An 18,795-nucleotide genomic window follows, 5' to 3' on the forward strand; every position below is an offset into this window, starting at 1 on the left:
CCCAGCAAGCTGGGGGAGGAATTGCATCACCCCATCACCTTCGCGCCGCGCGTCACGCTGGCGCTGTAGCCGATGCGCGCCGCAGCCGGATCGTGCGTCGTGATGCTGTCGACGAAGATCCAGTCGTTGGTCGCCTTTTCGGGCGTCAGCGTCAGCGCCATATAGCCCCGGCGGCTGGTGTCGCACCATTTGAGCTCGGGATTGGTGTCGACCAGACTGCGTGCGATGGCCGCCGGATCGGCGCTGGTCGCCGATTCGATGCCCGGCGAGGACACGCTGTGCCCGGCGAATTCGACGCCCGCGGGTGCGCCATCCTGCGCCAGATCGAACGCCCAGGCATTGTGGCTGTCGCCGCACAGGACGATCAGCTCGGCGTCCATTTCCTGCGCGGATTTGAGGAAGCGCGCGCGGGCGGCGGGATAGCCGCCCCAATTGTCGAGATTGAACGGCAGCCCCGCCTGCGCCGCGACCGCGCCCGCCTGGAAATAGGCCTTGGTCCGCGCCGGCGCGTCGGGCGCGAGCCAGTCGAGGATGTTCTGCGGCGCCTGAAGATTGCCCATGATCGTGCCGAAACCGACGATCTGCCACTTGGCGCCGTGGCGAATCGAATGCCGCATTTCCTTGTCGAGCCATGCTTCCTGCGTCGTTCCCATCATCGTCGCCGCCGTGTCCTGCCACGCGCCGTCGCGAAATTCGGCGAGCGCCTGAGCCGGACTGGCCGCCATGAACAGCGGCGCCAGTTCATGCGGCTCGCTGCGCGCGAGCAGGCGGGTGTCGGTGCGGAACAGCGTGGCGAGCGTGCCGATCGAATAATAGGCCCAGGGATCGTCCGAAATCGGCATCCATTCGCGCCACGCCTGCAGCGCCGCCATCTTGCGGGTGCTCCAGTCGCCCTCTTCCTCGGGCTGGTGGTTCTGCGCGCCGCCTTCCCAGCTGTCATTCGCCGATTCGTGATCGTCCATCGACACGATCATCGGCTTTACCGCATGCAGCTTCTGCAGGTCGGGGTCGGACCGATAGCTGGCATAGCGCAGCCGATAATCGGCAAGCGCGAGCAATTCGCCGTCGGGCGCGGGCCAACGGCCGCCGACCGCGCCGCCTGCGGGCGCATAGCCGCCCTTCTTATATTCGTAGAGATAGTCGCCGAGATGGACCCAAAGGTCGATGTCGTCGCGCGCGGCGGCATGGCCATAGGCGTTGAAATAGCCGAACGGCAGGTTCGAGCAGGAGAAGACCGCGATGCCGAACTTCGCCGCCTCGCCTTCAGGAAGCGTTTTGGTCTGCCCCACGGGCGACATGCCTCCGTCGGGCGCGATGAACCGATAGTGATAGGCGGTTCCGGGCTTGAGGCCGGTCACGGTGATCTTGGCGGTATGATCGCGCCACGGGCCGGTAATCATTTCCCCGCCGCCCGCGACGCTGGCGAAATCCGCGCTTTCGCTCATTTCGACGCGGAGCTTGGCGGCACTGCCATCGGCGGGGACATAGCGCGTCCAGAGCAGCATCGACGTTGCCGAAGGCTCGCCGCTCGCCACCGAATGGGTGAAACCGGTCATGTCCGCCACGCTCATCGCACGGCCGAAACCGGGGACGGCGAACGCGCCCATGCCGAAGGCACCGGTCAGCAGGATGGAACGGCGGTCAACTTGAAACGTCATGGTGATACTCCCTGTTCGCGCGCCTGACTGCACCGCGGATATGGCGGGTTCGTGACAGTGCGTGCCGCCCCCGCTAAGGCTTGCGACAAGTTTCTATTCCGCTGAAAGGTCGCCATCGATGCGCTTCGCGATTGTTCCGCTGCTTCTCGCCACTGCCGCCTGCACCACGACCGGCGGCGCGCCGCCCGCCGAAACGGCTTCGGCGCCGACACCGGCCCCGGCTCCCGAACAGGCCGAAGGCTATGACCTGCAGACGCAATGGGACAAGATCGCGCGGATCGACATGAACCCCGACACCGCCTTCCTGAGCGCCGAGGAACGCCAGGTCGTCAATCTGCTGATCAAGGCGTCGGACCTGCTCGGCAAGGTCTATCTGCGCCAGCGCGGCCCCGATCTGCCGCAGATGCGCGAGGCGATTTCGCGCAGCCGCCGCGCCGACCGCGACTTGCTGCTCGCAATGTTCGACCGCAATTTCGGTCCGTGGGACGAAATCGCCGAACTCCACCCCTTCTGGGGCGCCGAGGAAATGCCAGAGGGCGCGGGCTTCTACCCGCACGACCTGACGCGCGAGCAACTCGACGCCTATATCGCAGCGCATCCCGATCAGAAGGAAGCGCTGCTCAGCCCCTATACGGTGGTGAAGCGCGACGGCGACGCGCTGGTCGCGGTGCCCTATTCGGTCGAATACAGGGAGTGGCTCGAGCCGGCCGCGCAATATCTGGAGCAGGCGGCCGAAATCACCACCAATCCCAGCCTCAAGCGCTTCCTGTCGCTGCGTGCCCAGGCGTTCCGCACCGACGATTACTATGAAAGCGAACTGGCATGGATGGACCTTCAGGACACGCCGATCGAAATCGCGATCGGCCCCTATGAAGTCTATACCGACCGGCTGATGGGCACCAAGACCGCGTTCGAAAGCTTCGTCACCCTGCGCGATCCCGAGGAAAGCGCCGCGCTCGACAAATATAAGGGCTATCTGCGCGACATGGAGGGCAACCTCCCGATCGACGACCGGTACAAGAATTTCCAGCGCGGTTTCGCCAGCCCGATCTCGGTCGCCGAACAGGTGCATGGCGGCGGCGACAATGTCCCGGGCGTGCAGACCATCGCTTTCAACCTGCCCAATGACGAACGCGTGCGCGAAGCCAAGGGCGCGAAGAAAGTGATCCTGTCGAACGTGCTCGGCGCCAAGTACGAGCGCATCCTTCAGCCGATGGCGCCGATCGTCCTTCCCGCCGATCAGGCGGCGCTGGTGCGCAAGAAGTACATGCAGCTCGAAACGCTGTTCCACGAACTCTCGCACAGCCTCGGGCCGGGCACGATTACCGTCGACGGGCGCACCACCACGGTGAACGCGGAGCTGCGCGATCAATATTCAGCGCTCGAAGAAGCCAAGGCCGATGTGATGGGCGTCTGGAACATCCTGTTCATGATGAACAAGGGCGAACTGCCCGCCGCCGAGAAGGAACAGCTGTTCGCGACCTATTTCACCGGCATCTTCCGTGCGATCCGTTTCGGCACGGAAGAGGCGCATGGCCGCGGCGCGGCGGCGCAATATGGCTATCTCAGCTCCTACGGCGCCTTCGCCTGGGATGATGCCGCCGGCCATTACGTCATCGACATGGACAAGATGGAAGCCGGCATCCGCGCGCTGCTCCACGACATGCTGATGCTGCAGGCGCATGGCGACTATGAAGGCACCCGGGCCTTCTTCTCGCGCTGGGCGCATCTCGACAGCCATGCCGAGGCGGCGATCGCGGCGATGGACGACATCCCGGTCGACATCCAGCCCATCTATCCCCAAGCGATATGAGCCTGACCGGGCGGCGGGCGCCGGCAATCGCGGCGCTCGCCCTCGCGCTGGCGATACTGGCGCTGGCGCGGCCGATCGATCACGACGAAAGCCAATATGTCGCATCGGCGGTGCTGGGATGGGGCAACCTGCCCTATCGCGACTTCGCCTATCTGCAGACGCCGCTGCAGGCGCTGCTCTTCGCGCCGATTGCCGCGCTGCTGGGCCACCTTGCCTGGCCGGGGCTGCGGCTCGTCAACGCCGGGCTGGGCCTGATCACATTGCTGTGCGTATGGCGCGCGGCGCGCGAGGCCGAAGCGACCAAGCGCAATGCAGTAATCGCAACGGCGCTGTTCGCGACGACCGATATCCTGCTGTTCAGCATCGGCGTGGCGCGCAACGATGCGCTGCCCGGGGCCTTGATGGCGGCCGCACTGATCCCGATCCTGCGCGCGGCGCGGGGGCAGCCGACCCCGGCGGGTGCCTTTCTTGCCGGGCTGCTGCTCGCATCGGCGGCGGCGGCCAAGATCTCGCTTGCCTTTCCGGCCGCCGCCTATGGTTTCTACACGCTGTGGCACCGCCGCCATCTGCCGCTCTGGGTCGCGGCGGGCGCGCTGGGCCCGACGCTGCTGGTCGCGGCTTTGTGGATCGCCGCCCCGGCAGAATTCCTGTTCGGCGTACTGGTCTTCCCCTCCGCCGCACCGAGCGAATATTACGCCGCCGGCGATCGCGCATGGAAGCTGTGGACGCTGCTCAAGCCGGTCGACACCGTGAAGTTTCTGGCGCTCGGTCCAGGTCTGGCTGCCTTGCTGTTCGTCGCGCGACACCGCCCGCGCACCGACGCGACGCTGCTTTGCACCTTGCTATCGGTTTCCGCGCTGATCGCCGCGCTGCTGCCGACGCCGATCTGGCGACAATATCTGCTGCCGATGCTGCCGCCGCTCTTCGTCGGCCTCGCCATAGTCATGCCCGAACGGCTCTCCGCCGGCTGGAAGGCCGGGTTCACTGTCTTCGCCGCGGCGGGGATGGTACCCAGCCTGTCGGCGGTGCTTTCGGGCAAGCCGGCGATGGTCGCCGCCTGGCAGGAAAGCACGGCGATCGGGGAAGCGCTTTCCCGCGCCGACATCAAGGGGCCGGTAGCGACCCTGTCGCCGCAGTTCCTTCCCGGCGCGGGCGGCGCGATCGATCCGCGCTTCGCCACGGGACCCTTTTATTTCCGCGCGACCTCGCTGCTCACCGCCGCGCAGGAGCCCAATCACAAGCTGGTCTCGGCGCGAACGATGGCGCGGCATTTCGCGCAGGCGCCACCGGCCGCAATCCTGGTTGGCGGCGAAGGCGAATGGACCAGCGGCAATCCCCGGCTCGATGCGCGGCTGGAAGGCTGGGCCGTGGAACAGCGCTGGCGGCGCGTGCCGCTCGCGAGCAATCGCTTCCGGCTCTACGTTCCCGACTGACGCGCCGCTTCAGGCGACCTGTCGCGGCGAGGCGCCGCTGCGATGGCGCTCGAGCAGCTCGGCATAATAGTCCATCAGCGCGACGGCATGGTCGCGGTCGGAACGAACCCGCTGCGATGCTGCGCGCGAGGCCGCGCGCAGAATCTTGGGCTCGCGTGCCGCCATGCGTCGGATCGCGTCCGCCGCCGCCTGCGCGTCTCCGGCGGCATAGGTTTCGGCAAACTGCACTTCGGCGATGTCTGAACAGCCGCCGCGATCGGGCACGATCAGCGGCAGGCCTGACGCCAGCGCCTCGGTGCCGACCAGCCCGAACGGTTCGCTGTCGGCCCCGTGGATCAGCGCGTCGCAGCTCGCCATGATCTGCGAGAGACGGAACCGGTCGTAGATCGGGCGGAACATGCGGATATGCGGGCTGCCCGCGAGTCGCTTCTCCAGTCGTTCGCGGTCGACGCCATCGCCGAGCATGATCATGCCCACCGGCAGGTCGGCGCCTGCCTGTTCGACCGCGTCGATCACCAGCGACCAGCGCTTCTCGCGATGATGCCGCCCCATGCCGAGCAGCAAATGCCCCTCGGGCGGCAGGCCGATCTGGGCAAGGATCGCCGCGCGCAGCTTTTCATCGCGAAGGTCGGGCGAGAAGAACCCCTTGTCGATCCCCAGCGGCATCGACGCGTCGACATGCATGCCGCGCCGCCGGAACCGCCGCGCCAGCGTCGGCCCGTTGGTGACGAACGCGTCGTATTTGGCAAGGAAGCGGTTCATATACTGGGTGTACCAGTCGAACATCGATTCCACCTGGTCGCGATTGGCGAGGCCATCGAGCCAGCGCTGCGGATAGGCGCCGATATTGTCGTTGTGCGCGAAGAAGATCTTGAGCGCGTCGCCCTGCCAGCCGCCGACGATCCATGCCGGACGCCAGGGCGAGCTGCATTCCACGATATCGGGCTTGAGTTCATCGAGCAGCTTGCGGATCGCCTTGCCCTCGATGAAGATGCCGTAATTGCGGTCGAGGATCAGCCGCGGCGCCTTCACCCAGTGAATGCGGCCGCCGCCGGGACGATCCTCGACCGAATTTTCCTTGCCCGGAGCGATCACGATCAGCTCGTGGCCGAGCTCCGCCAATATCCCCATCTTGCGATCGAGATAGGTGCGCACACCGCCGCCGGTGGGCGAATAATATTCGTTGACGTCGACGATGCGCATGGGCGCGGCTCCGTTCAGTCGATCGGGCGGAAACCGGCGACGCCGCGCAGATATTGCGCGCGGATCGTGACGTTGGTCACGCCCGAACCGACATTGACCAACGCCTGTTCAAGCCGCGGGCGGCTGCGTCCCAGGTTGCCGGGCTTGGCGAAGCCGGCGCCGTCGCGCCAGAAATTGAACTTGTTCTTCCCGTCGCGGTCATGGGTGAAGAACAGCGCATAGCTGCCCGGGCTCGGCGCCTTGATGCACAGCACGACACTGCCTGATTCCGGCGTATCCGCCCAGACGCGCCGGAAGAACTTGCCTTCCGACCGCAGATCGCGGTCGTCCTTCAGGAAATCGTCTTCATTGCCAGGGTAGAGCTCGAGCTTGAGCCGCCCGGATCGGTCGCGCAGACCGGTGATCGTCGCGCGAATCGCCGGCCCCTGGCCATTCGTGCAAGCCGAAGCATCTTCCCCCAGGATGCCACTGCCCTGCGCGGCGGCCGGGGCGGGCGCGATTGCGGTCAGCGCTCCTGCAAGGGCCGCGGTCAGCAAGTAGGTGGTCTTCATTTTTCCTTCCTCAAAATCGAAAAGAGGCTGAAACAGCCGATCAACAGAGCATGCAACAACAAGGATAACGCTGCGGTGAACGCGAGCAGCTCCGAGATCGCATCCCCTCTACCGATCATCAGGATCGCAAATGCGGCGAAAACCGTTTCCTTCTGAGGCAGGAAGGGCAGGCGCGACACAAGCAGCCTTCCGGCGACCAGGATCAGCCACATTCCCACAGAGACTTCGGGAAGCGCGAAATACCAGGCGAAGGCGAGCATCACCGATCCCGAGATGATGCGCGACGCCTGCATCCCGAACACCCACCACAAGGTAGGCACCGGCAGCGAAAAGACGCGCCGGGAGAAGATGATGAAGGGCAGCGTCATGATCACGACCGCGCCCGCCGCGAGCAGCACCGTCTGCTGATCGTCGGGTTCGAGCAGCTCGATCCCCAGCGGCAATGCCACCGCCAGCATCGTCAGCGTGACGGCATGGCCGGCCATCGCCGACATGATCATCACGTCCTTCACTGCGCCAAACGGGGCGGCAACCATCTTGGTCCGCTGCCGCGCCCAGGCATAGAAATAGGCCTCGCCCGAATAGCCGATCAGCGTTTCGTTCGAGATGCGCTTCTTGTGCAGCGCGACCATCCCGGAAAGCGGAATCCGCCACAATTTTCGGAAGATGAACCAGTCGAACGTCGGCGGGATCAGATAGGCGAGCAGGAAAAAGACCCAGAAGCCGACGCTTTTGGGGATGACGCGGGAAAGTCCAGCCAGTCCCGTATCGAACAATTCGCGTCCGACCGCGGCAATCATCAGCACCGACAGAACGGCGCCAAGGATGGTCGGCCACCGGCGCCGAATCTTCTGAATCGGCTCAAGGCCGGCAATATCCGAGGCTTCGGGCAGTTTTTGCGCGTCGACGCCTCCCCCGGGGAGGGGAGCATCTATTCCGGATCGGGTCACCAAGTCGCTCTCGCTATCGTCCACGGGGTCGCGTTGTTTACTCATTATATGAGCGACTTACGCTCTCCCCAGCGACGGCGCTCCACGCATTCTCGGAAAATCCGAGGATTCGGGTCTGTTGATGCGCTGATTTGGCGATTATGAGGCAGCGACGCAAGCCCATGCCACAATCCACTCGTCCCGCCTCAGCGCACATCATGACGCTGGCACAAAGCTTTCGCGGCGGCGGGGTGGAGCGCGCGATGCTGCGCATGGCCGGCGGATGGGCCGCCGCCGGACGCCGCGTGACGCTGGTGCTCGGCAGCAGCGAGGGCCCGCTCGCGCAGGAACTCCCCGGGGGAGTCGACGTGATCGAACTGGGAAGCGCGGACTATCGCGCGCTGCTCGACATGCCCGCACTGGCACGAAAATACCGCCCCGATCTGATCTTCATCCCCGGCAATCATTATACCGGCGTGGGCGGCTGGACCCGCTTGCGCCTCGGCAAGGCGTGCCCGCCGATCGTCGCCAAGGTGTCGAACAGCCTGGTGCGCCCCGACATGCGCGGAATCGGCGCATGGGGCTATCGCCGCTGGCTGCGGATGCACCCGCGTTTCTGCGATCGGATCGTGACGATGACGCAGGCGACCGCCGAAGAAGCGGTGCGCGAAATGCGAATCCCGCGCGAACGCGTCGCGGTGATTCCCAACCCGCCCGCGATTGCGCTTGCGGACGCCGCGCCGGTACCCTTGCCGAAGGGGCGCTATATTCTCGGCGTCGGGCGCCTCGAACCGCAGAAGCGCTGGGAACGCCTGATCGACGCCTTTGCCCGGCTCGATGCCCCCGATCTTCAGTTGCTGCTGCTCGGAGAAGGCAGCGCACGCGCCACGCTCGAAGCCCAGGTCGCGCGGTTTGCGCTTGGCGCTCGCGTGCACATGCCCGGCTATGCCGCCGACCCGATCCCGGCGATGCGCGGCGCGGCGCTGGTCGCGCTGACATCGGATTTCGAAGGCGTCCCCGGCGCCGTGAACGAAGCGCTGGCGCTCGGCACGCCGGTGGTCGCAACCGAATCGAGCGTGTCGATCCGCGAGCTGATCGCGCCCGGGAGCGGCAGCATCGTGCCGCCCGGTGACGAAGCCGCGCTGATCGCTGCGCTCGATCGCTGGCTGGCCCCCGGGGCCGCACGTCCCGCGCCGCGTGCCGCCGACGGCATCGATTCGATCGCCGCCTATCTGGCGCTGTTCGACGATGTGGTCACTCAGCGCGGCGCGTAGCGCAGTCCGATCCACAGCGTGCGCGGGCTCGCGCGTTCGGTAACGTCGGAAATGCCTGTTTCGATACGCCTGTCGAACAGATTCTCGCCGCGCAGGTCGAGCACAATCCCGGCTGCGATCGGCACGCGCAGCACGGCGTCGAGCGTCACGGCATCGTTCAGCCGCGCGACATTGCGGTCATCGTCGAAGCGCGGCCCGGCATAGCGCAGCGTCACTGCGCCGCCCGCCGCCCCGCGCCACCAGCCCAGACTCGCCGAGGCGCTGTGCCGTGCCACCTGCGCCGGACGCAGCCCGTCGAGCGGGGCGGCCGCGCCCGAGGCATGGACGCGCGAATCGGTCCAGGCCCAGCTTGCCGAGGCCGTCCACGGCCCGCTGCGCCAGCGCGCATCGAGTTCGGCGCCATGCGCCTCGACCGAATCGAGATTGCGCCGCTGGCGATACAGGCCCGCGCCGGAAACATAGCCGACGCCGGGAAAGCTGCCCGGCCCGCTGCCCAGCGTGACATTGGCGATGGCGTTGTCGAGCCGGTTCCAGAAGCCGGTCGCCGACAGCAACAGCCCCTGCACCGGACGCAGGTCGATGCCCGCCTCCACGCCCCGAAGCCGTTCGGGGTCGAGATCGGCATTGGCGGCCGTTGCGTCGGCGCCCACGCGATAGGGCCGATAGAGTTCGTTGAGCGTGGGCAGCCGCCAGCCGAGATACCCGGCCGCGCGCAGCGTGATCGCGGGCGAAGCCGCCAGCGCCGCGCCGACGCGCCCGGTCGGCTCCCAGCCGGTACGCGACGCATAGGCGATGTCGGTCAGCGCCGGGCCCCCGGCCATAGGCTGTTCGATCAGCCGCCCCCGCCCGATGCGCCAGTAGTCGATACGCCCGCTGGCATCGAGCATCAGCGGTCCGCTGCGCCAGCCGATACTGGCAAAGCCGCCTGTCGTGACGCTGTTGCCGCCCGCCCTGCGTTGCCGCGTGGGATCGCCGGAAACGAAGATATAGCGTTCGCGCGTCTCACCTTCGACATGGCGCAGGTCCCCGCCAAGCCGCAGCGTCAGCGCGGCGCCGGTCGGCGGCTGCAGCTCGAACCGGGCGCCGATTCCGGTCGAGGGTACGTTGTATTGGTCGAGCGCCGGACCGGCGCTGTCACGCGCATCGCTGACGCTGGCGAAGCCGCTCGCCAGCACGCGCGTCTGGACATAGCCGAGTGCCGACCATTGCCAGGCGCCCCGCCCCACCAGCCGCAGACTGGCATCGACGCCCTCGCTCTTCACATCGACGAAGTCGACGCCGCGATTGCGCCGGTCGACAAAACCCGAGACATTGGCCTGCAGCTCGGTTGCTCCGCCGATCGGCGCGACGCCGCGCAGCGCCAGGCTCGCCTGTTCATAGGGCGCGGCGTGATCGACCAGGCCGCGATCGCCGGGAACGAGCGGCTGAAAGCCGTCGCCGCGCGCATATTGCCCCGCGATCGTCACGAACCCGCCCCCGGCGGGACGCAGCGCAGCCGTCGCCACGGCATCGAAGCTGTTGCGGCTGCCATAATGGAAAGCACCGCCGAACGGCCCGAGCATGTCCGGGCCGGCGCTGGTCAGATCGATCGTTCCCGCCAGCGCGCCCGGCCCGGATATCCCGCTACCGCCGCCGCGTGTCACGCGCACCCGCGCCAGCCGTTCGGGCAGATAGGCGGGAAAGGCGACCCAGCCGCCGAACGGATCGGCCTGCGGAACGCCGTCGAGCGTCAGCAGCGCGCGACTCGAGGCGTTGCCGCCCAGTCCGCGCAGCGTGACGCCCTGGCTGGTGGGATGCGCCGATCGCGAATCGGAACGGCGGAACTGCGCGATTCCCGCGACATCGGCGAGTATGTCCTCGAGCCGACCGCTGGCGCTGTTCGCCAGCCGGTCGCGTTCGATGGTGACGGTGGCATAGGCGGCATCGCCCGGCGGCGGAGCGAGCCCTTCGCCGGTGACGACGATCTCCGCCTCCTGCGCGGAGGCGGGCATCGCGGCAACCGGCGCGGCGAGCGCCAGCCCCACCATCGGCCAGCACGCTCTCATTCGGCCGGCTTGACCCGATCGGGATGCGCCGCGACGAAAGCGGGATGCTGCTGCGCCGTGGCGTCGATCGCCACCAGCTTCGGGAAATCGCCGAGCGGTGTGGCGAAACGACGCGCATTGTACATCTGCGGGACGAGAAAGGTGTCAGCGATGTTCGGTGCGTCGCCGCCCAGATAGGGGCCCTCGCCCGCCATCGCTTCCAGCGCGGCGAGCCCTTCGATAATCCAGTGGCGATACCAGTCGTCGCGTTCGTCGTCGCCGACATGAAGCTGGTGCTTCAAATATTGCAGCACACGCAGATTATCGATCGGGTGGATATCCATGCCGATCACCATCGCCTGCGCCAGCGCCAGCGCGCGCGCCGCCGGATCAGCGGGGAGAAGCCGCGGCTCGGGAAAACGCGCGTCGAGCCAGTCGATGATCGCCAGCGACTGGGTGAGCAGCGGCCCTTCCCCGGTATCGAGCGCAGGCACCAGCCCCTGCGGATTCTTCCCGCGATAGGCCGGCTCCTTCTGCGCGCCGTCGATCAGCGAGACGACCTCGCTGCGATGGGCGACACTTTTGAGATTGAGCGCGATCCGCACGCGATAGCATGCCGACGAGCGGTAATAGTCATAGAGCAGCATCGCTCCCCCCTTGTTTTTCCCCGGACGAAAGGCGCTTTCCCGCCCTTCCCGGAATTCAGGCGGGCGATATCCTGCCTTCGCCCTTTTCGCCATCCTCATGCTCGATTCGCGCTGCGACTTCGGATTCGCGCTCGAGCGCCACCTTGATCATCGCCAGCAGCGGATCGGCAAGCGCGAGCCCCAGCACGCCGAACAGCGTGCTCGCCAGGATCTGCGAGGAAAGCGTCAGCGCGGGAGGCAAATCGACGGTGCGCTTGGCAACCATCGGAATGACGACATAGCCGTCGAAATTCTGCACGCCGAAATAAATGACGATCGCCCAGAAACCCTCGGCATTGCCGACCGAAAAACCCGCCGCGACCATCAGCACGCCGCTGATGAACGCGCCGATATTGGGAATGAAGGCCAGGATGCCGGTGATGATGCCGAGCAGCAGCGCCATCGGCACGCCCGCGATCGACAGCAGCAGCCAGGTTATCGTCCCTTCGAACACCATGCCCGCCAGCCGCCCGGCGAGCAGCCGCCGCATCGTCACGGCCATGCGCGTGATGGTCACGGCGAAATCGTCGCGCGCGGAAAGCGGTACCATCCATTGCAGCCCACGCTCGTAGATGCGCGGTTCGAGCGCGACGAACAGGCCGAGGATCAGAATCATCAGCAGCGCGGCAAAGGCGCCGATCACCGACCCCACCGCCGAAGTGACCTGCCCGATCGATCCGAGCAGCTGCTGGGCAAGGCTGAACAGGTTCGAGCGTTCCTGCAGCAGGCCGATATCGGCCGCCCACTGGGCGATGCGCTGGGCCTGGACGGCCAGTGTGACGCGCAGCTGCTCGGCCTGCTGCGCGATTTCGACGCCCGCGAGGTAGAATGTCCCGGCGATGAAGGAGACGACGAGCGCCACGACGATGGCGATCCGCAAGGCGCGCGGCAACGGCAGCACCCTGCCGAGCAGCCGCGCACCGCCATCGAGCATCGAGGCAACGACCAGGCCCCCGAATATGATCAGCAGCGGCTGGATCAGCAAAACGACAAGCGCGACTGCGATTGCCAGTCCGAACCATACCGATGCGCGCTTGAGTTCCGCGCGGACCGCCGGGTCGCGCATCTCGTTGGGTCCCGGTTCCGAATAGACGGAGACCCGCTCCTCGCTCATCGCGTCACCGTATCGTCGTCGCCCGACACACGCTCGCCGGGGCTGGGATGCAGCGTCTTGCCTGCCCGGCCCGAGCGGAAGGCGCCCGGCCAGCTCGTCGGATTCCAGGTTTCGGTGCCGTTGAGCGAGAAAGTGATGAACTCGGCGCGTCCGCCGATATTCTCCCACGGGACCGGACCGCCGAGACCGCCCTCGTTCAACGAGAAGCGACTGTCGGCGCTGTTGTCGCGATTGTCGCCCATCAGGAAGACATGGCCCTTCGGAATCGCGATCGGACCGAAATCATCGGCGACGGTGCGCCCCAGGTCCACCGTTTCATAGGAGCGTCCGCCGGGCAGCGTCTCGCGATAGACAGGGAGGCGACAATAGAGCCGGCCATCGTCCCATTCGATCCGGCGGCCGGGATATTGATCCGGCGCGCAGCGCGTATTTTCGTCGACCTGGATCATCCTGGGCCCCTCGGCGGTGCGCTGGATCGGCTCGCCGTTGATGTACACGGTGCCGCCGCGCCCTTCGATGATCTCGCCCGGCAGGCCGATGACGCGCTTGATATAATCGGTCTCCTTACCCGGCGGAGTCAGGATCACGACATCGCCGCGCTCGGGCATGCTGCCCAGCAGGCGGCCGGGAATGAAGGGCAGGACATGGAAGGTCGGCGAGATGAACGAATAGCCATAAGGATATTTGGTGACGATCAGCCGGTCGCCGATGCGCAGCCCGGGCAGCATCGATTCGGACGGAATGTAGAAGGGCTTGGCGATCAGCGTGTGAAAGCCGAGCACGGCGATCACCAGCCAGAAGATGCCCTTTACCTCGCCCCACCAGTCGGTGCGGTGCGGCGGTTCGCCGTCGCCGCCGTCATCGCTTTCCCGGGGCGCGTCGCCGCCGGCCGGTTCGGATTGCGTGACCGCATCGGCAGTCGCGCCTTCGTCGACTGCCTCTTCGCGATCCAGCGCCAGCTCGTCCGTGGCCATCCTCTATCCTTCTTCCCGCGCCACCGCTTCGATCATCACCAGCGCGAACGCCCAGGGGTGATCGTCGGTCAGCGTCAGGTGTATGCGCGCCACGTGACCTTCGGGCACCAGTCCGTCAAGCTTCGCCGCGGCACCGCCCGCCAGCGCCAGCGTGGGCGCGCCCGACCGGGCATTTACCACGCCGATATCCTTCATGAACACGCCCGCCCTGAATCCGGTCCCCACCGCCTTGGAAAAAGCCTCCTTGGCGGCGAAGCGCTTGGCAAGCGTCCCCGCCTTGGTGAACGGCCGCCTGTTCGCCTTGGCTAACTCGATTTCGGTAAACACCCGGTTTTCGAAACGCGTGCCGAAACGATCCAGCGACGACTGGATTCGTTCGATGTTACAAAGGTCTGAGCCGAGGCCGATGATCATGGGGAGGGTCGCTAGCGAAAGGATACGGCGGCAATAAGGACGCGAGCGGGCCGAAGGTTCCGTTCTGAACCGGATCGGGACTCGGGCCGAACTATCCGAATAGCAAGATCGCTCCGACAATGAGGAAAGGCGCAAAGGCGGAAAATGCGGCCATCGCGCACGCCAGGCCCGGATAAAGCGGCCGCAGCGAACGCGCGCCCGCGAGCCATATCGCCAGCCATAGCGGCGCAAGTAATATCCCCCAGAACACGAACCCTGTGTTGGCGTTCAACCCAAACAAGGAAACGAAGGTCGCGCCGGCGGAAAACAGGATGGTGGGAAGATTTGCGACCAGCAATATGGGAAAGGCCGCTCGAAATCTCACCGCGCCGCATCCATCAGCGCGCGCATGTGCTGGACCACCGGCGCCAGCCCGTCGAAAATGGCCTGCCCGATCAGGAAATGGCCGATATTGAGCTCGGCAAGCTGCGGAATCGCGGCGATCGGCACGACATTGTCGAAGGTAAGACCGTGGCCGGCATGGACTTCGATGCCGTTCTTCGCCGCCAGCGCGGCTGCGTCGGCCAGCCGCTTCAATTCGACCGCGCATGCCTCGCCCTTCAGCTCGGCGAAGCGGCCGGTATGGAGTTCGACCACCGGCACGCCGAGCTGGATCGCCGCGTCGATCTGCGCCGCATCAGGCTCGATGAACAGCGACACGCGGCTGCCGTTTTCGCCAAGCGCGCGCACCATCGGCGCGAGATGATCGCGCTGCCCCGCCGCGTCGAGCCCGCCTTCGGTCGTCCGTTCCTCGCGCTTTTCGGGAACGATGCACACCGCATGCGGGCGATGGCGCAGCGCGATTTCGAGCATTTCCTGCGTCGCCGCCATTTCGAGATTGAGCGGAATCGGCAATTCGGCGGAAAGCCGCTCGATATCGGCGTCGGTGATGTGCCGCCGGTCCTCGCGCAGATGCGCGGTGATGCCGTCGGCACCCGCCTCCGCCGCCAGCAGCGCCGCACGCACCGGATCGGGATAGCCGCTGCCGCGCGCATTGCGGACGGTGGCGACGTGATCGATGTTGACGCCGAGGCGCAGCTTGCCGCTCATCGGCCGATTACCCCGCAATCGCCCGGCTGCCCGGCTTCGTCGCCGGAAGCGCGGCGAGTTCGGGCGGCAACTGATCGGCGGGATAGGCGGGCACGTCCATCCTGAGCAGCGAAACGAGCGGCACGCCGATATCGGCCGCCCCGTTCGAGCGATCGACGATGCACGCCGCGCCGAGCAATTCGCCCGGATGCCTTCGGATCGCGGCGATGCATTCGCGCGAGGAAAGCCCGGTGGTGACGATATCCTCGACCATGACGATCCGCGCGCCTTGCGGAATCTCGAACCCGCGGCGCAGCTGGAACTCGCCATCCTCGCGCTCCACGAACACGGCAAGACACCCTAGGCCGCGCGCAGTCTCGTATCCGGGAATGATACCGCCGATCGCCGGCGAAACGACCATGTCCACCTGCCCGAACGACTCGCGGATCAGTTCGGCGAGCGCGCCGCACACCCGTCCGGTGCGCGCGGGATCCTCGAAAATGCGCATCTTCTGCAGGAACACCGGCGAATGCAGCCCCGAGGAGAGAATGAAATGCCCCTCAAGCAGCGCGCCTGCGTCGCGGAACTCCGCCAGAATCTCCTCGCCGGTCATGCCTTTTATCCCTCCATCGCCGCGGCGGTTCCCTTAGGCCGCGGCTTGACGCGCCGCAACCACCGCCGAAAAGAGCCGGAAGACATGCTTGAGACATGGGGGTTGGCCGCGTATAGGCCTCGGCTGACCGCCTGCGACCGGGAAAATCCGGCGCTCCGCAAAAGGGTGATTACTGACGATGCGCATGCTTGGATTGACTTCGATTGTCCTGGCCGCGGGCCTGGCGCTGGGAAGCGCCGGACACGCCCAGACACCGACCGCCGCTCCGGCGACGGAAAGCACCACAACCGAGGCGACGACGACCGACGCCGCCGCAGAGGCTACCGCCGAAGCGACTCCGGCCGATCCGACGCTCAATCCCGACGGCACGCAGAAAGTGGCCCCCAAGGAAGGCGTCGGCCTGCCGGTCAATGGCGGCATCGGCCTGCAGGACCAGTATTCGGTGATCGGCGACGACGGACATGTCTTTCACAATTATGTCCTGCTGCCGGTGCTGATCGGCATTTCGGTCTTCGTCCTGATCCTGCTCGGCATCGTGATCTTCCGCTTCCGCCGCGCAGCGAACCCGGAACCGTCCAAGACCGCACACAACACCGCGCTCGAAATCGTCTGGACGCTCGTCCCGGTGCTGATCCTGTTGGCGATCGCGGTTCCCTCGATCCGCCTGCTCGCCAAGCAATATGAGCCCGCGCCCGACAATGCCGTCACGCTGAAGGCGATCGGCAACCAGTGGTTCTGGTCGTACGAATATCCCGACAATGGCGACATCGCCTTCTCGGCCAACCTGCTCAAGGAGCGCAACGAAGTCGAAGCGGGGCAGCGCTATCGCACCGATGTCGATGGCCCCCGCCTGCTCGCCACCGACAATCGCGTGGTGCTGCCGGTCAACACGCCGATCCGGCTGATCACCACCGCGAGCGACGTGATCCACAGCTGGGCGATCCCGGCCTTCTGGGTGAAGCTGGACGCGGTTCCGGGCCGCCTCAACGAGACGACTTTCACCATCAAGGAGCCGGGCGTTTATTTCGGCCAGTGCTCGGAACTGTGCGGCGCGCGTCACGCCTATATGCCGATCGCGGTCGAAGCGGTTTCGCCCGAGGAATTCGAAGCCTGGGTCCGCGCCAAGGGCGGTTCGATGCCGGATGACGCCGACGAACCGTCGAACGCGGCGCCGGCGCAGGAAGGCGCCGACATCGTCGACGACACGGCAACGCCCGCCGACGGAAGCCTGCCGACCCTGGGCAATTCGACCTCCGCTCCCGCCAGTGTGGAATAAGCAATGACCGACACGACACTCTCTCCCGCCGCGCATGGCGATCATGCGCATGACGATCATCACACGCCGGGATTCTTCGCGCGTTGGTTCATGTCGACCAACCACAAGGATATCGGCACGCTCTATCTGATCTTTGCCATTATCGCGGGGATCATCGGCGGCGCGATTTCGGGCGTGATGCGCCTCGAACTGGCCGAGCCGGGCATTCAGTATCTCGGCGGCATCGCCAGCTTCATTCACGGTGGCGAACAGAGCTTCGACGAATCGCTCCACTTCTGGAACGTGCTGATCACCGCGCACGGCCTGATCATGGTGTTCTTCATGGTCATGCCCGCTATGATCGGCGGCTTCGGCAACTGGTTCGTCCCGATCATGATCGGCGCGCCGGACATGGCGTTCCCGCGCATGAACAACATCTCCTTCTGGCTGACCGTGTCGGGCTTCATCTCGCTGATGATCTCGCCCTTTGTCGGCGGCGGTGCGGGCACGGGCTGGACGGTCTATGCCCCGCTCTCGACCTATGGCGAACCGGGACCCTCGGTCGATTTCGGTATTTTCGCGCTGCACCTTGCCGGTGCCGCGTCGATCCTCGGCGCGATCAACTTCATCACCACCATCTTCAACATGCGCGCGCCGGGCATGACCCTGCACAAGATGCCGCTGTTCGTGTGGTCGGTGCTGATCACCGCCTTCCTGCTGCTGCTCGCGCTGCCGGTGCTGGCCGCCGCGATCACCATGCTGCTGACCGATCGCAACTTCGGTACGGCCTTCTACGATCCGGCCTATGGCGGTGACCCGATCCTGTACCAGCATCTCTTCTGGTTCTTCGGCCACCCCGAAGTGTACATCATGATCCTGCCGGGCTTCGGCATCGTCAGCCAGATCATCGCGACGTTCAGCCGCAAGCCGGTGTTCGGCTATCTCGGCATGGCCTATGCGATGGTCGCGATCGGCCTGGTCGGCTTCATCGTCTGGGCGCACCACATGTTCACCACCGGCCTGCCGGTGAATGTGAAGATGTACTTCACTGCCGCGACCATGGTCATCGCCGTGCCGACAGGCGTGAAGATCTTCAGCTGGATCGCCACGATGTGGGGCGGCTCGATCACCTTCAAGACCCCGATGGTCTGGGCGATCGGCTTCATCTTCATGTTCACCGTCGGCGGTGTCACCGGTGTGGCGCTGGCGAACGGCGGCTTCGACGATGTCGTCCACGACACCTATTACGTTGTCGCCCACTTCCACTATGTGCTGTCGCTGGGCGCGGTGTTCGCGCTGTTCGCGGGCTTCTACTACTGGTTCCCGAAAATGTTCGGGAAGATGTACAACGAGTTCCTCGGCCAGCTGCACTTCTGGGTGTTCTTCATCGGCGTGAACGTGCTGTTCTTCCCGATGCACTTCCTGGGCCTGCAGGGCATGCCGCGTCGCTACCCCGACTATCCCGATGCCTTTGCCTATTGGAATGAAATCGCCAGCTGGGGTTACGTCATCATGGGCGTGGGCGTGCTGATCTTCTTCGTGAACATCATCATGTCGCTGCTCGCCGGCCGTCAGGCCGAGGACAATCCCTGGGGCGAAGGCGCGACGACGCTCGAATGGACACTGACGAGCCCGCCGCCGTTCCACCAGTTCGAAACGCTGCCGGTGATCGAGGACACCCCGCATCACTGATCGCGGTTTCGAAGCGAGACAGGAAACGCCCCGGAGGAGACTCCGGGGCGTTTTTCTTTGCGCGGCTTGCGGGTAAAATGCGTCGGGGAATCGG

17 protein-coding genes are annotated in these 18,795 nt (G+C 65.8%); 5 read left to right on the plus strand and 12 right to left on the minus strand.

The features are described 5' to 3' along the window. Nucleotides 1-26: 26 nt before the first annotated feature. Nucleotides 27-1,658 carry an alkaline phosphatase D family protein gene (locus G5C33_RS00005; protein ID WP_165325334.1) on the minus strand — a complete coding sequence of 544 codons (1,632 nt, stop codon included), beginning with the start codon at nt 1,656-1,658 and terminating at the stop codon, nt 27-29. A 118-nt stretch (nt 1,659-1,776) separates the two neighbouring features. On the opposite strand from G5C33_RS00005, the gene G5C33_RS00010 reads away from it, so the two are divergent. Further along, the gene (locus G5C33_RS00010) at nt 1,777-3,471 is read left to right on the plus strand and encodes a dipeptidyl-peptidase 3 family protein (protein ID WP_165325335.1); all 1,695 of its coding nucleotides are present in this window, start codon (nt 1,777-1,779) and stop codon (nt 3,469-3,471) included. Then, nucleotides 3,468-4,904, plus strand: a complete 1,437-nt coding sequence (locus G5C33_RS00015) for a DUF2029 domain-containing protein (protein ID WP_165325336.1) — start codon at nt 3,468-3,470, stop codon at nt 4,902-4,904. Before G5C33_RS00010 ends, G5C33_RS00015 begins: the two co-directional genes overlap by 4 nt. Nucleotides 4,905-4,913: 9 nt before the next feature. On the opposite strand, the gene G5C33_RS00020 is transcribed toward G5C33_RS00015, so the two are convergent. The 3 genes from G5C33_RS00020 to G5C33_RS00030 are packed head-to-tail and all read right to left on the minus strand — an operon-like array spanning nt 4,914 to nt 7,458. After that, nucleotides 4,914-6,107, minus strand: a complete 1,194-nt coding sequence (locus G5C33_RS00020) for a glycosyltransferase (protein ID WP_165325337.1) — start codon at nt 6,105-6,107, stop codon at nt 4,914-4,916. Nucleotides 6,108-6,121: 14 nt separating this feature from the next. After that, nucleotides 6,122-6,658 carry a DUF2141 domain-containing protein gene (locus G5C33_RS00025; protein WP_165325338.1) on the minus strand — a complete coding sequence of 179 codons (537 nt, stop codon included), beginning with the start codon at nt 6,656-6,658 and terminating at the stop codon, nt 6,122-6,124. Beyond that, nucleotides 6,655-7,458: a hypothetical protein gene (locus G5C33_RS00030; protein WP_228275136.1), complete on the minus strand. Its 804-nt coding sequence runs from the start codon at nt 7,456-7,458 to the stop codon at nt 6,655-6,657. Before G5C33_RS00030 ends, G5C33_RS00025 begins: the two co-directional genes overlap by 4 nt. A gap of 347 nt (nt 7,459-7,805) precedes the next feature. Between G5C33_RS00030 and G5C33_RS00035 the strand changes: the two genes are divergently transcribed. Continuing rightward, nucleotides 7,806-8,861: a glycosyltransferase gene (locus G5C33_RS00035; RefSeq protein WP_228275137.1), complete on the plus strand. Its 1,056-nt coding sequence runs from the start codon at nt 7,806-7,808 to the stop codon at nt 8,859-8,861. Here G5C33_RS00035 and G5C33_RS00040 read toward each other — a convergent pair. The 8 genes from G5C33_RS00040 to pyrE form a co-directional block, all read right to left on the minus strand. Continuing rightward, the gene (locus G5C33_RS00040) at nt 8,846-10,906 is read right to left on the minus strand and encodes a TonB-dependent receptor (protein WP_228275138.1); all 2,061 of its coding nucleotides are present in this window, start codon (nt 10,904-10,906) and stop codon (nt 8,846-8,848) included. The genes G5C33_RS00035 and G5C33_RS00040 overlap by 16 nt on opposite strands. Beyond that, complete coding sequence (gene maiA / locus G5C33_RS00045; protein ID WP_165325340.1) at nt 10,903-11,532, minus strand: maleylacetoacetate isomerase; 630 nt, start codon at nt 11,530-11,532, stop codon at nt 10,903-10,905. The genes G5C33_RS00040 and maiA overlap by 4 nt, the downstream gene beginning before the upstream one ends. A gap of 55 nt (nt 11,533-11,587) precedes the next feature. Next, the gene (locus G5C33_RS00050; protein ID WP_165325341.1) at nt 11,588-12,685 is read right to left on the minus strand and encodes an AI-2E family transporter; all 1,098 of its coding nucleotides are present in this window, start codon (nt 12,683-12,685) and stop codon (nt 11,588-11,590) included. Beyond that, the gene (gene lepB, locus G5C33_RS00055) at nt 12,682-13,659 is read right to left on the minus strand and encodes a signal peptidase I (protein ID WP_165325342.1); all 978 of its coding nucleotides are present in this window, start codon (nt 13,657-13,659) and stop codon (nt 12,682-12,684) included. Before lepB ends, G5C33_RS00050 begins: the two co-directional genes overlap by 4 nt. Before the next feature lie 3 nt (nt 13,660-13,662). Continuing rightward, nucleotides 13,663-14,073 (minus strand): holo-ACP synthase, encoded by a 411-nt coding sequence (gene acpS, locus G5C33_RS00060; RefSeq protein WP_165325343.1) that lies wholly within the window; start codon nt 14,071-14,073, stop codon nt 13,663-13,665. Nucleotides 14,074-14,164: 91 nt separating this feature from the next. After that, on the minus strand, nt 14,165-14,410 hold the full coding sequence (locus G5C33_RS00065) for a hypothetical protein (protein ID WP_165325344.1): 246 nt from the start codon (nt 14,408-14,410) through the stop codon (nt 14,165-14,167). A 23-nt stretch (nt 14,411-14,433) separates the two neighbouring features. Beyond that, a complete protein-coding gene (locus G5C33_RS00070) occupies nt 14,434-15,162 on the minus strand; it encodes a pyridoxine 5'-phosphate synthase (RefSeq protein WP_165325345.1) in 729 nt (242 codons plus the stop codon). A gap of 7 nt (nt 15,163-15,169) precedes the next feature. Continuing rightward, nucleotides 15,170-15,754, minus strand: a complete 585-nt coding sequence (pyrE, locus tag G5C33_RS00075) for an orotate phosphoribosyltransferase (protein WP_165325346.1) — start codon at nt 15,752-15,754, stop codon at nt 15,170-15,172. A 184-nt stretch (nt 15,755-15,938) separates the two neighbouring features. On the opposite strand from pyrE, the gene coxB reads away from it, so the two are divergent. After that, entirely contained in the window at nt 15,939-17,030 is a 1,092-nt protein-coding gene (gene coxB, locus G5C33_RS00080; RefSeq protein ID WP_165325347.1) for a cytochrome c oxidase subunit II, read from the plus strand. Between the two features lie 3 nt (nt 17,031-17,033). Further along, nucleotides 17,034-18,701 carry a cytochrome c oxidase subunit I gene (gene ctaD / locus G5C33_RS00085; RefSeq protein WP_165325348.1) on the plus strand — a complete coding sequence of 556 codons (1,668 nt, stop codon included), beginning with the start codon at nt 17,034-17,036 and terminating at the stop codon, nt 18,699-18,701. Nucleotides 18,702-18,795 lie beyond the last annotated feature (94 nt).

The sequence above is a fragment of the Sphingosinithalassobacter tenebrarum genome (genome assembly GCF_011057975.1).
Taxonomy (GTDB): domain Bacteria; phylum Pseudomonadota; class Alphaproteobacteria; order Sphingomonadales; family Sphingomonadaceae; genus Sphingomonas; species Sphingomonas tenebrarum.

Bases quoted from the DNA above. Each gene is read 5' to 3' on its own strand.
- G5C33_RS00005 (WP_165325334.1), bottom strand. From the start codon at position 1,658: ATGACGTTTCAAGTTGACCGCCGTTCCATCCTGCTGACCGGTGCCTTC.
- G5C33_RS00010 (WP_165325335.1), top strand. From the start codon at position 1,777: ATGCGCTTCGCGATTGTTCCGCTGCTTCTCGCCACTGCCGCCTGCACC.
- G5C33_RS00015 (WP_165325336.1), top strand. From the start codon at position 3,468: ATGAGCCTGACCGGGCGGCGGGCGCCGGCAATCGCGGCGCTCGCCCTC.
- G5C33_RS00020 (WP_165325337.1), bottom strand. From the start codon at position 6,107: ATGCGCATCGTCGACGTCAACGAATATTATTCGCCCACCGGCGGCGGT.
- G5C33_RS00025 (WP_165325338.1), bottom strand. From the start codon at position 6,658: ATGAAGACCACCTACTTGCTGACCGCGGCCCTTGCAGGAGCGCTGACC.
- G5C33_RS00030 (WP_228275136.1), bottom strand. From the start codon at position 7,458: ATGATTGCCGCGGTCGGACGCGAATTGTTCGATACGGGACTGGCTGGA.
- G5C33_RS00035 (WP_228275137.1), top strand. From the start codon at position 7,806: ATGACGCTGGCACAAAGCTTTCGCGGCGGCGGGGTGGAGCGCGCGATG.
- G5C33_RS00040 (WP_228275138.1), bottom strand. From the start codon at position 10,906: ATGAGAGCGTGCTGGCCGATGGTGGGGCTGGCGCTCGCCGCGCCGGTT.
- maiA (WP_165325340.1), bottom strand. From the start codon at position 11,532: ATGCTGCTCTATGACTATTACCGCTCGTCGGCATGCTATCGCGTGCGG.
- G5C33_RS00050 (WP_165325341.1), bottom strand. From the start codon at position 12,685: ATGAGCGAGGAGCGGGTCTCCGTCTATTCGGAACCGGGACCCAACGAG.
- lepB (WP_165325342.1), bottom strand. From the start codon at position 13,659: ATGGCCACGGACGAGCTGGCGCTGGATCGCGAAGAGGCAGTCGACGAA.
- acpS (WP_165325343.1), bottom strand. From the start codon at position 14,073: ATGATCATCGGCCTCGGCTCAGACCTTTGTAACATCGAACGAATCCAG.
- G5C33_RS00070 (WP_165325345.1), bottom strand. From the start codon at position 15,162: ATGAGCGGCAAGCTGCGCCTCGGCGTCAACATCGATCACGTCGCCACC.
- pyrE (WP_165325346.1), bottom strand. From the start codon at position 15,754: ATGACCGGCGAGGAGATTCTGGCGGAGTTCCGCGACGCAGGCGCGCTG.
- coxB (WP_165325347.1), top strand. From the start codon at position 15,939: ATGCTTGGATTGACTTCGATTGTCCTGGCCGCGGGCCTGGCGCTGGGA.
- ctaD (WP_165325348.1), top strand. From the start codon at position 17,034: ATGACCGACACGACACTCTCTCCCGCCGCGCATGGCGATCATGCGCAT.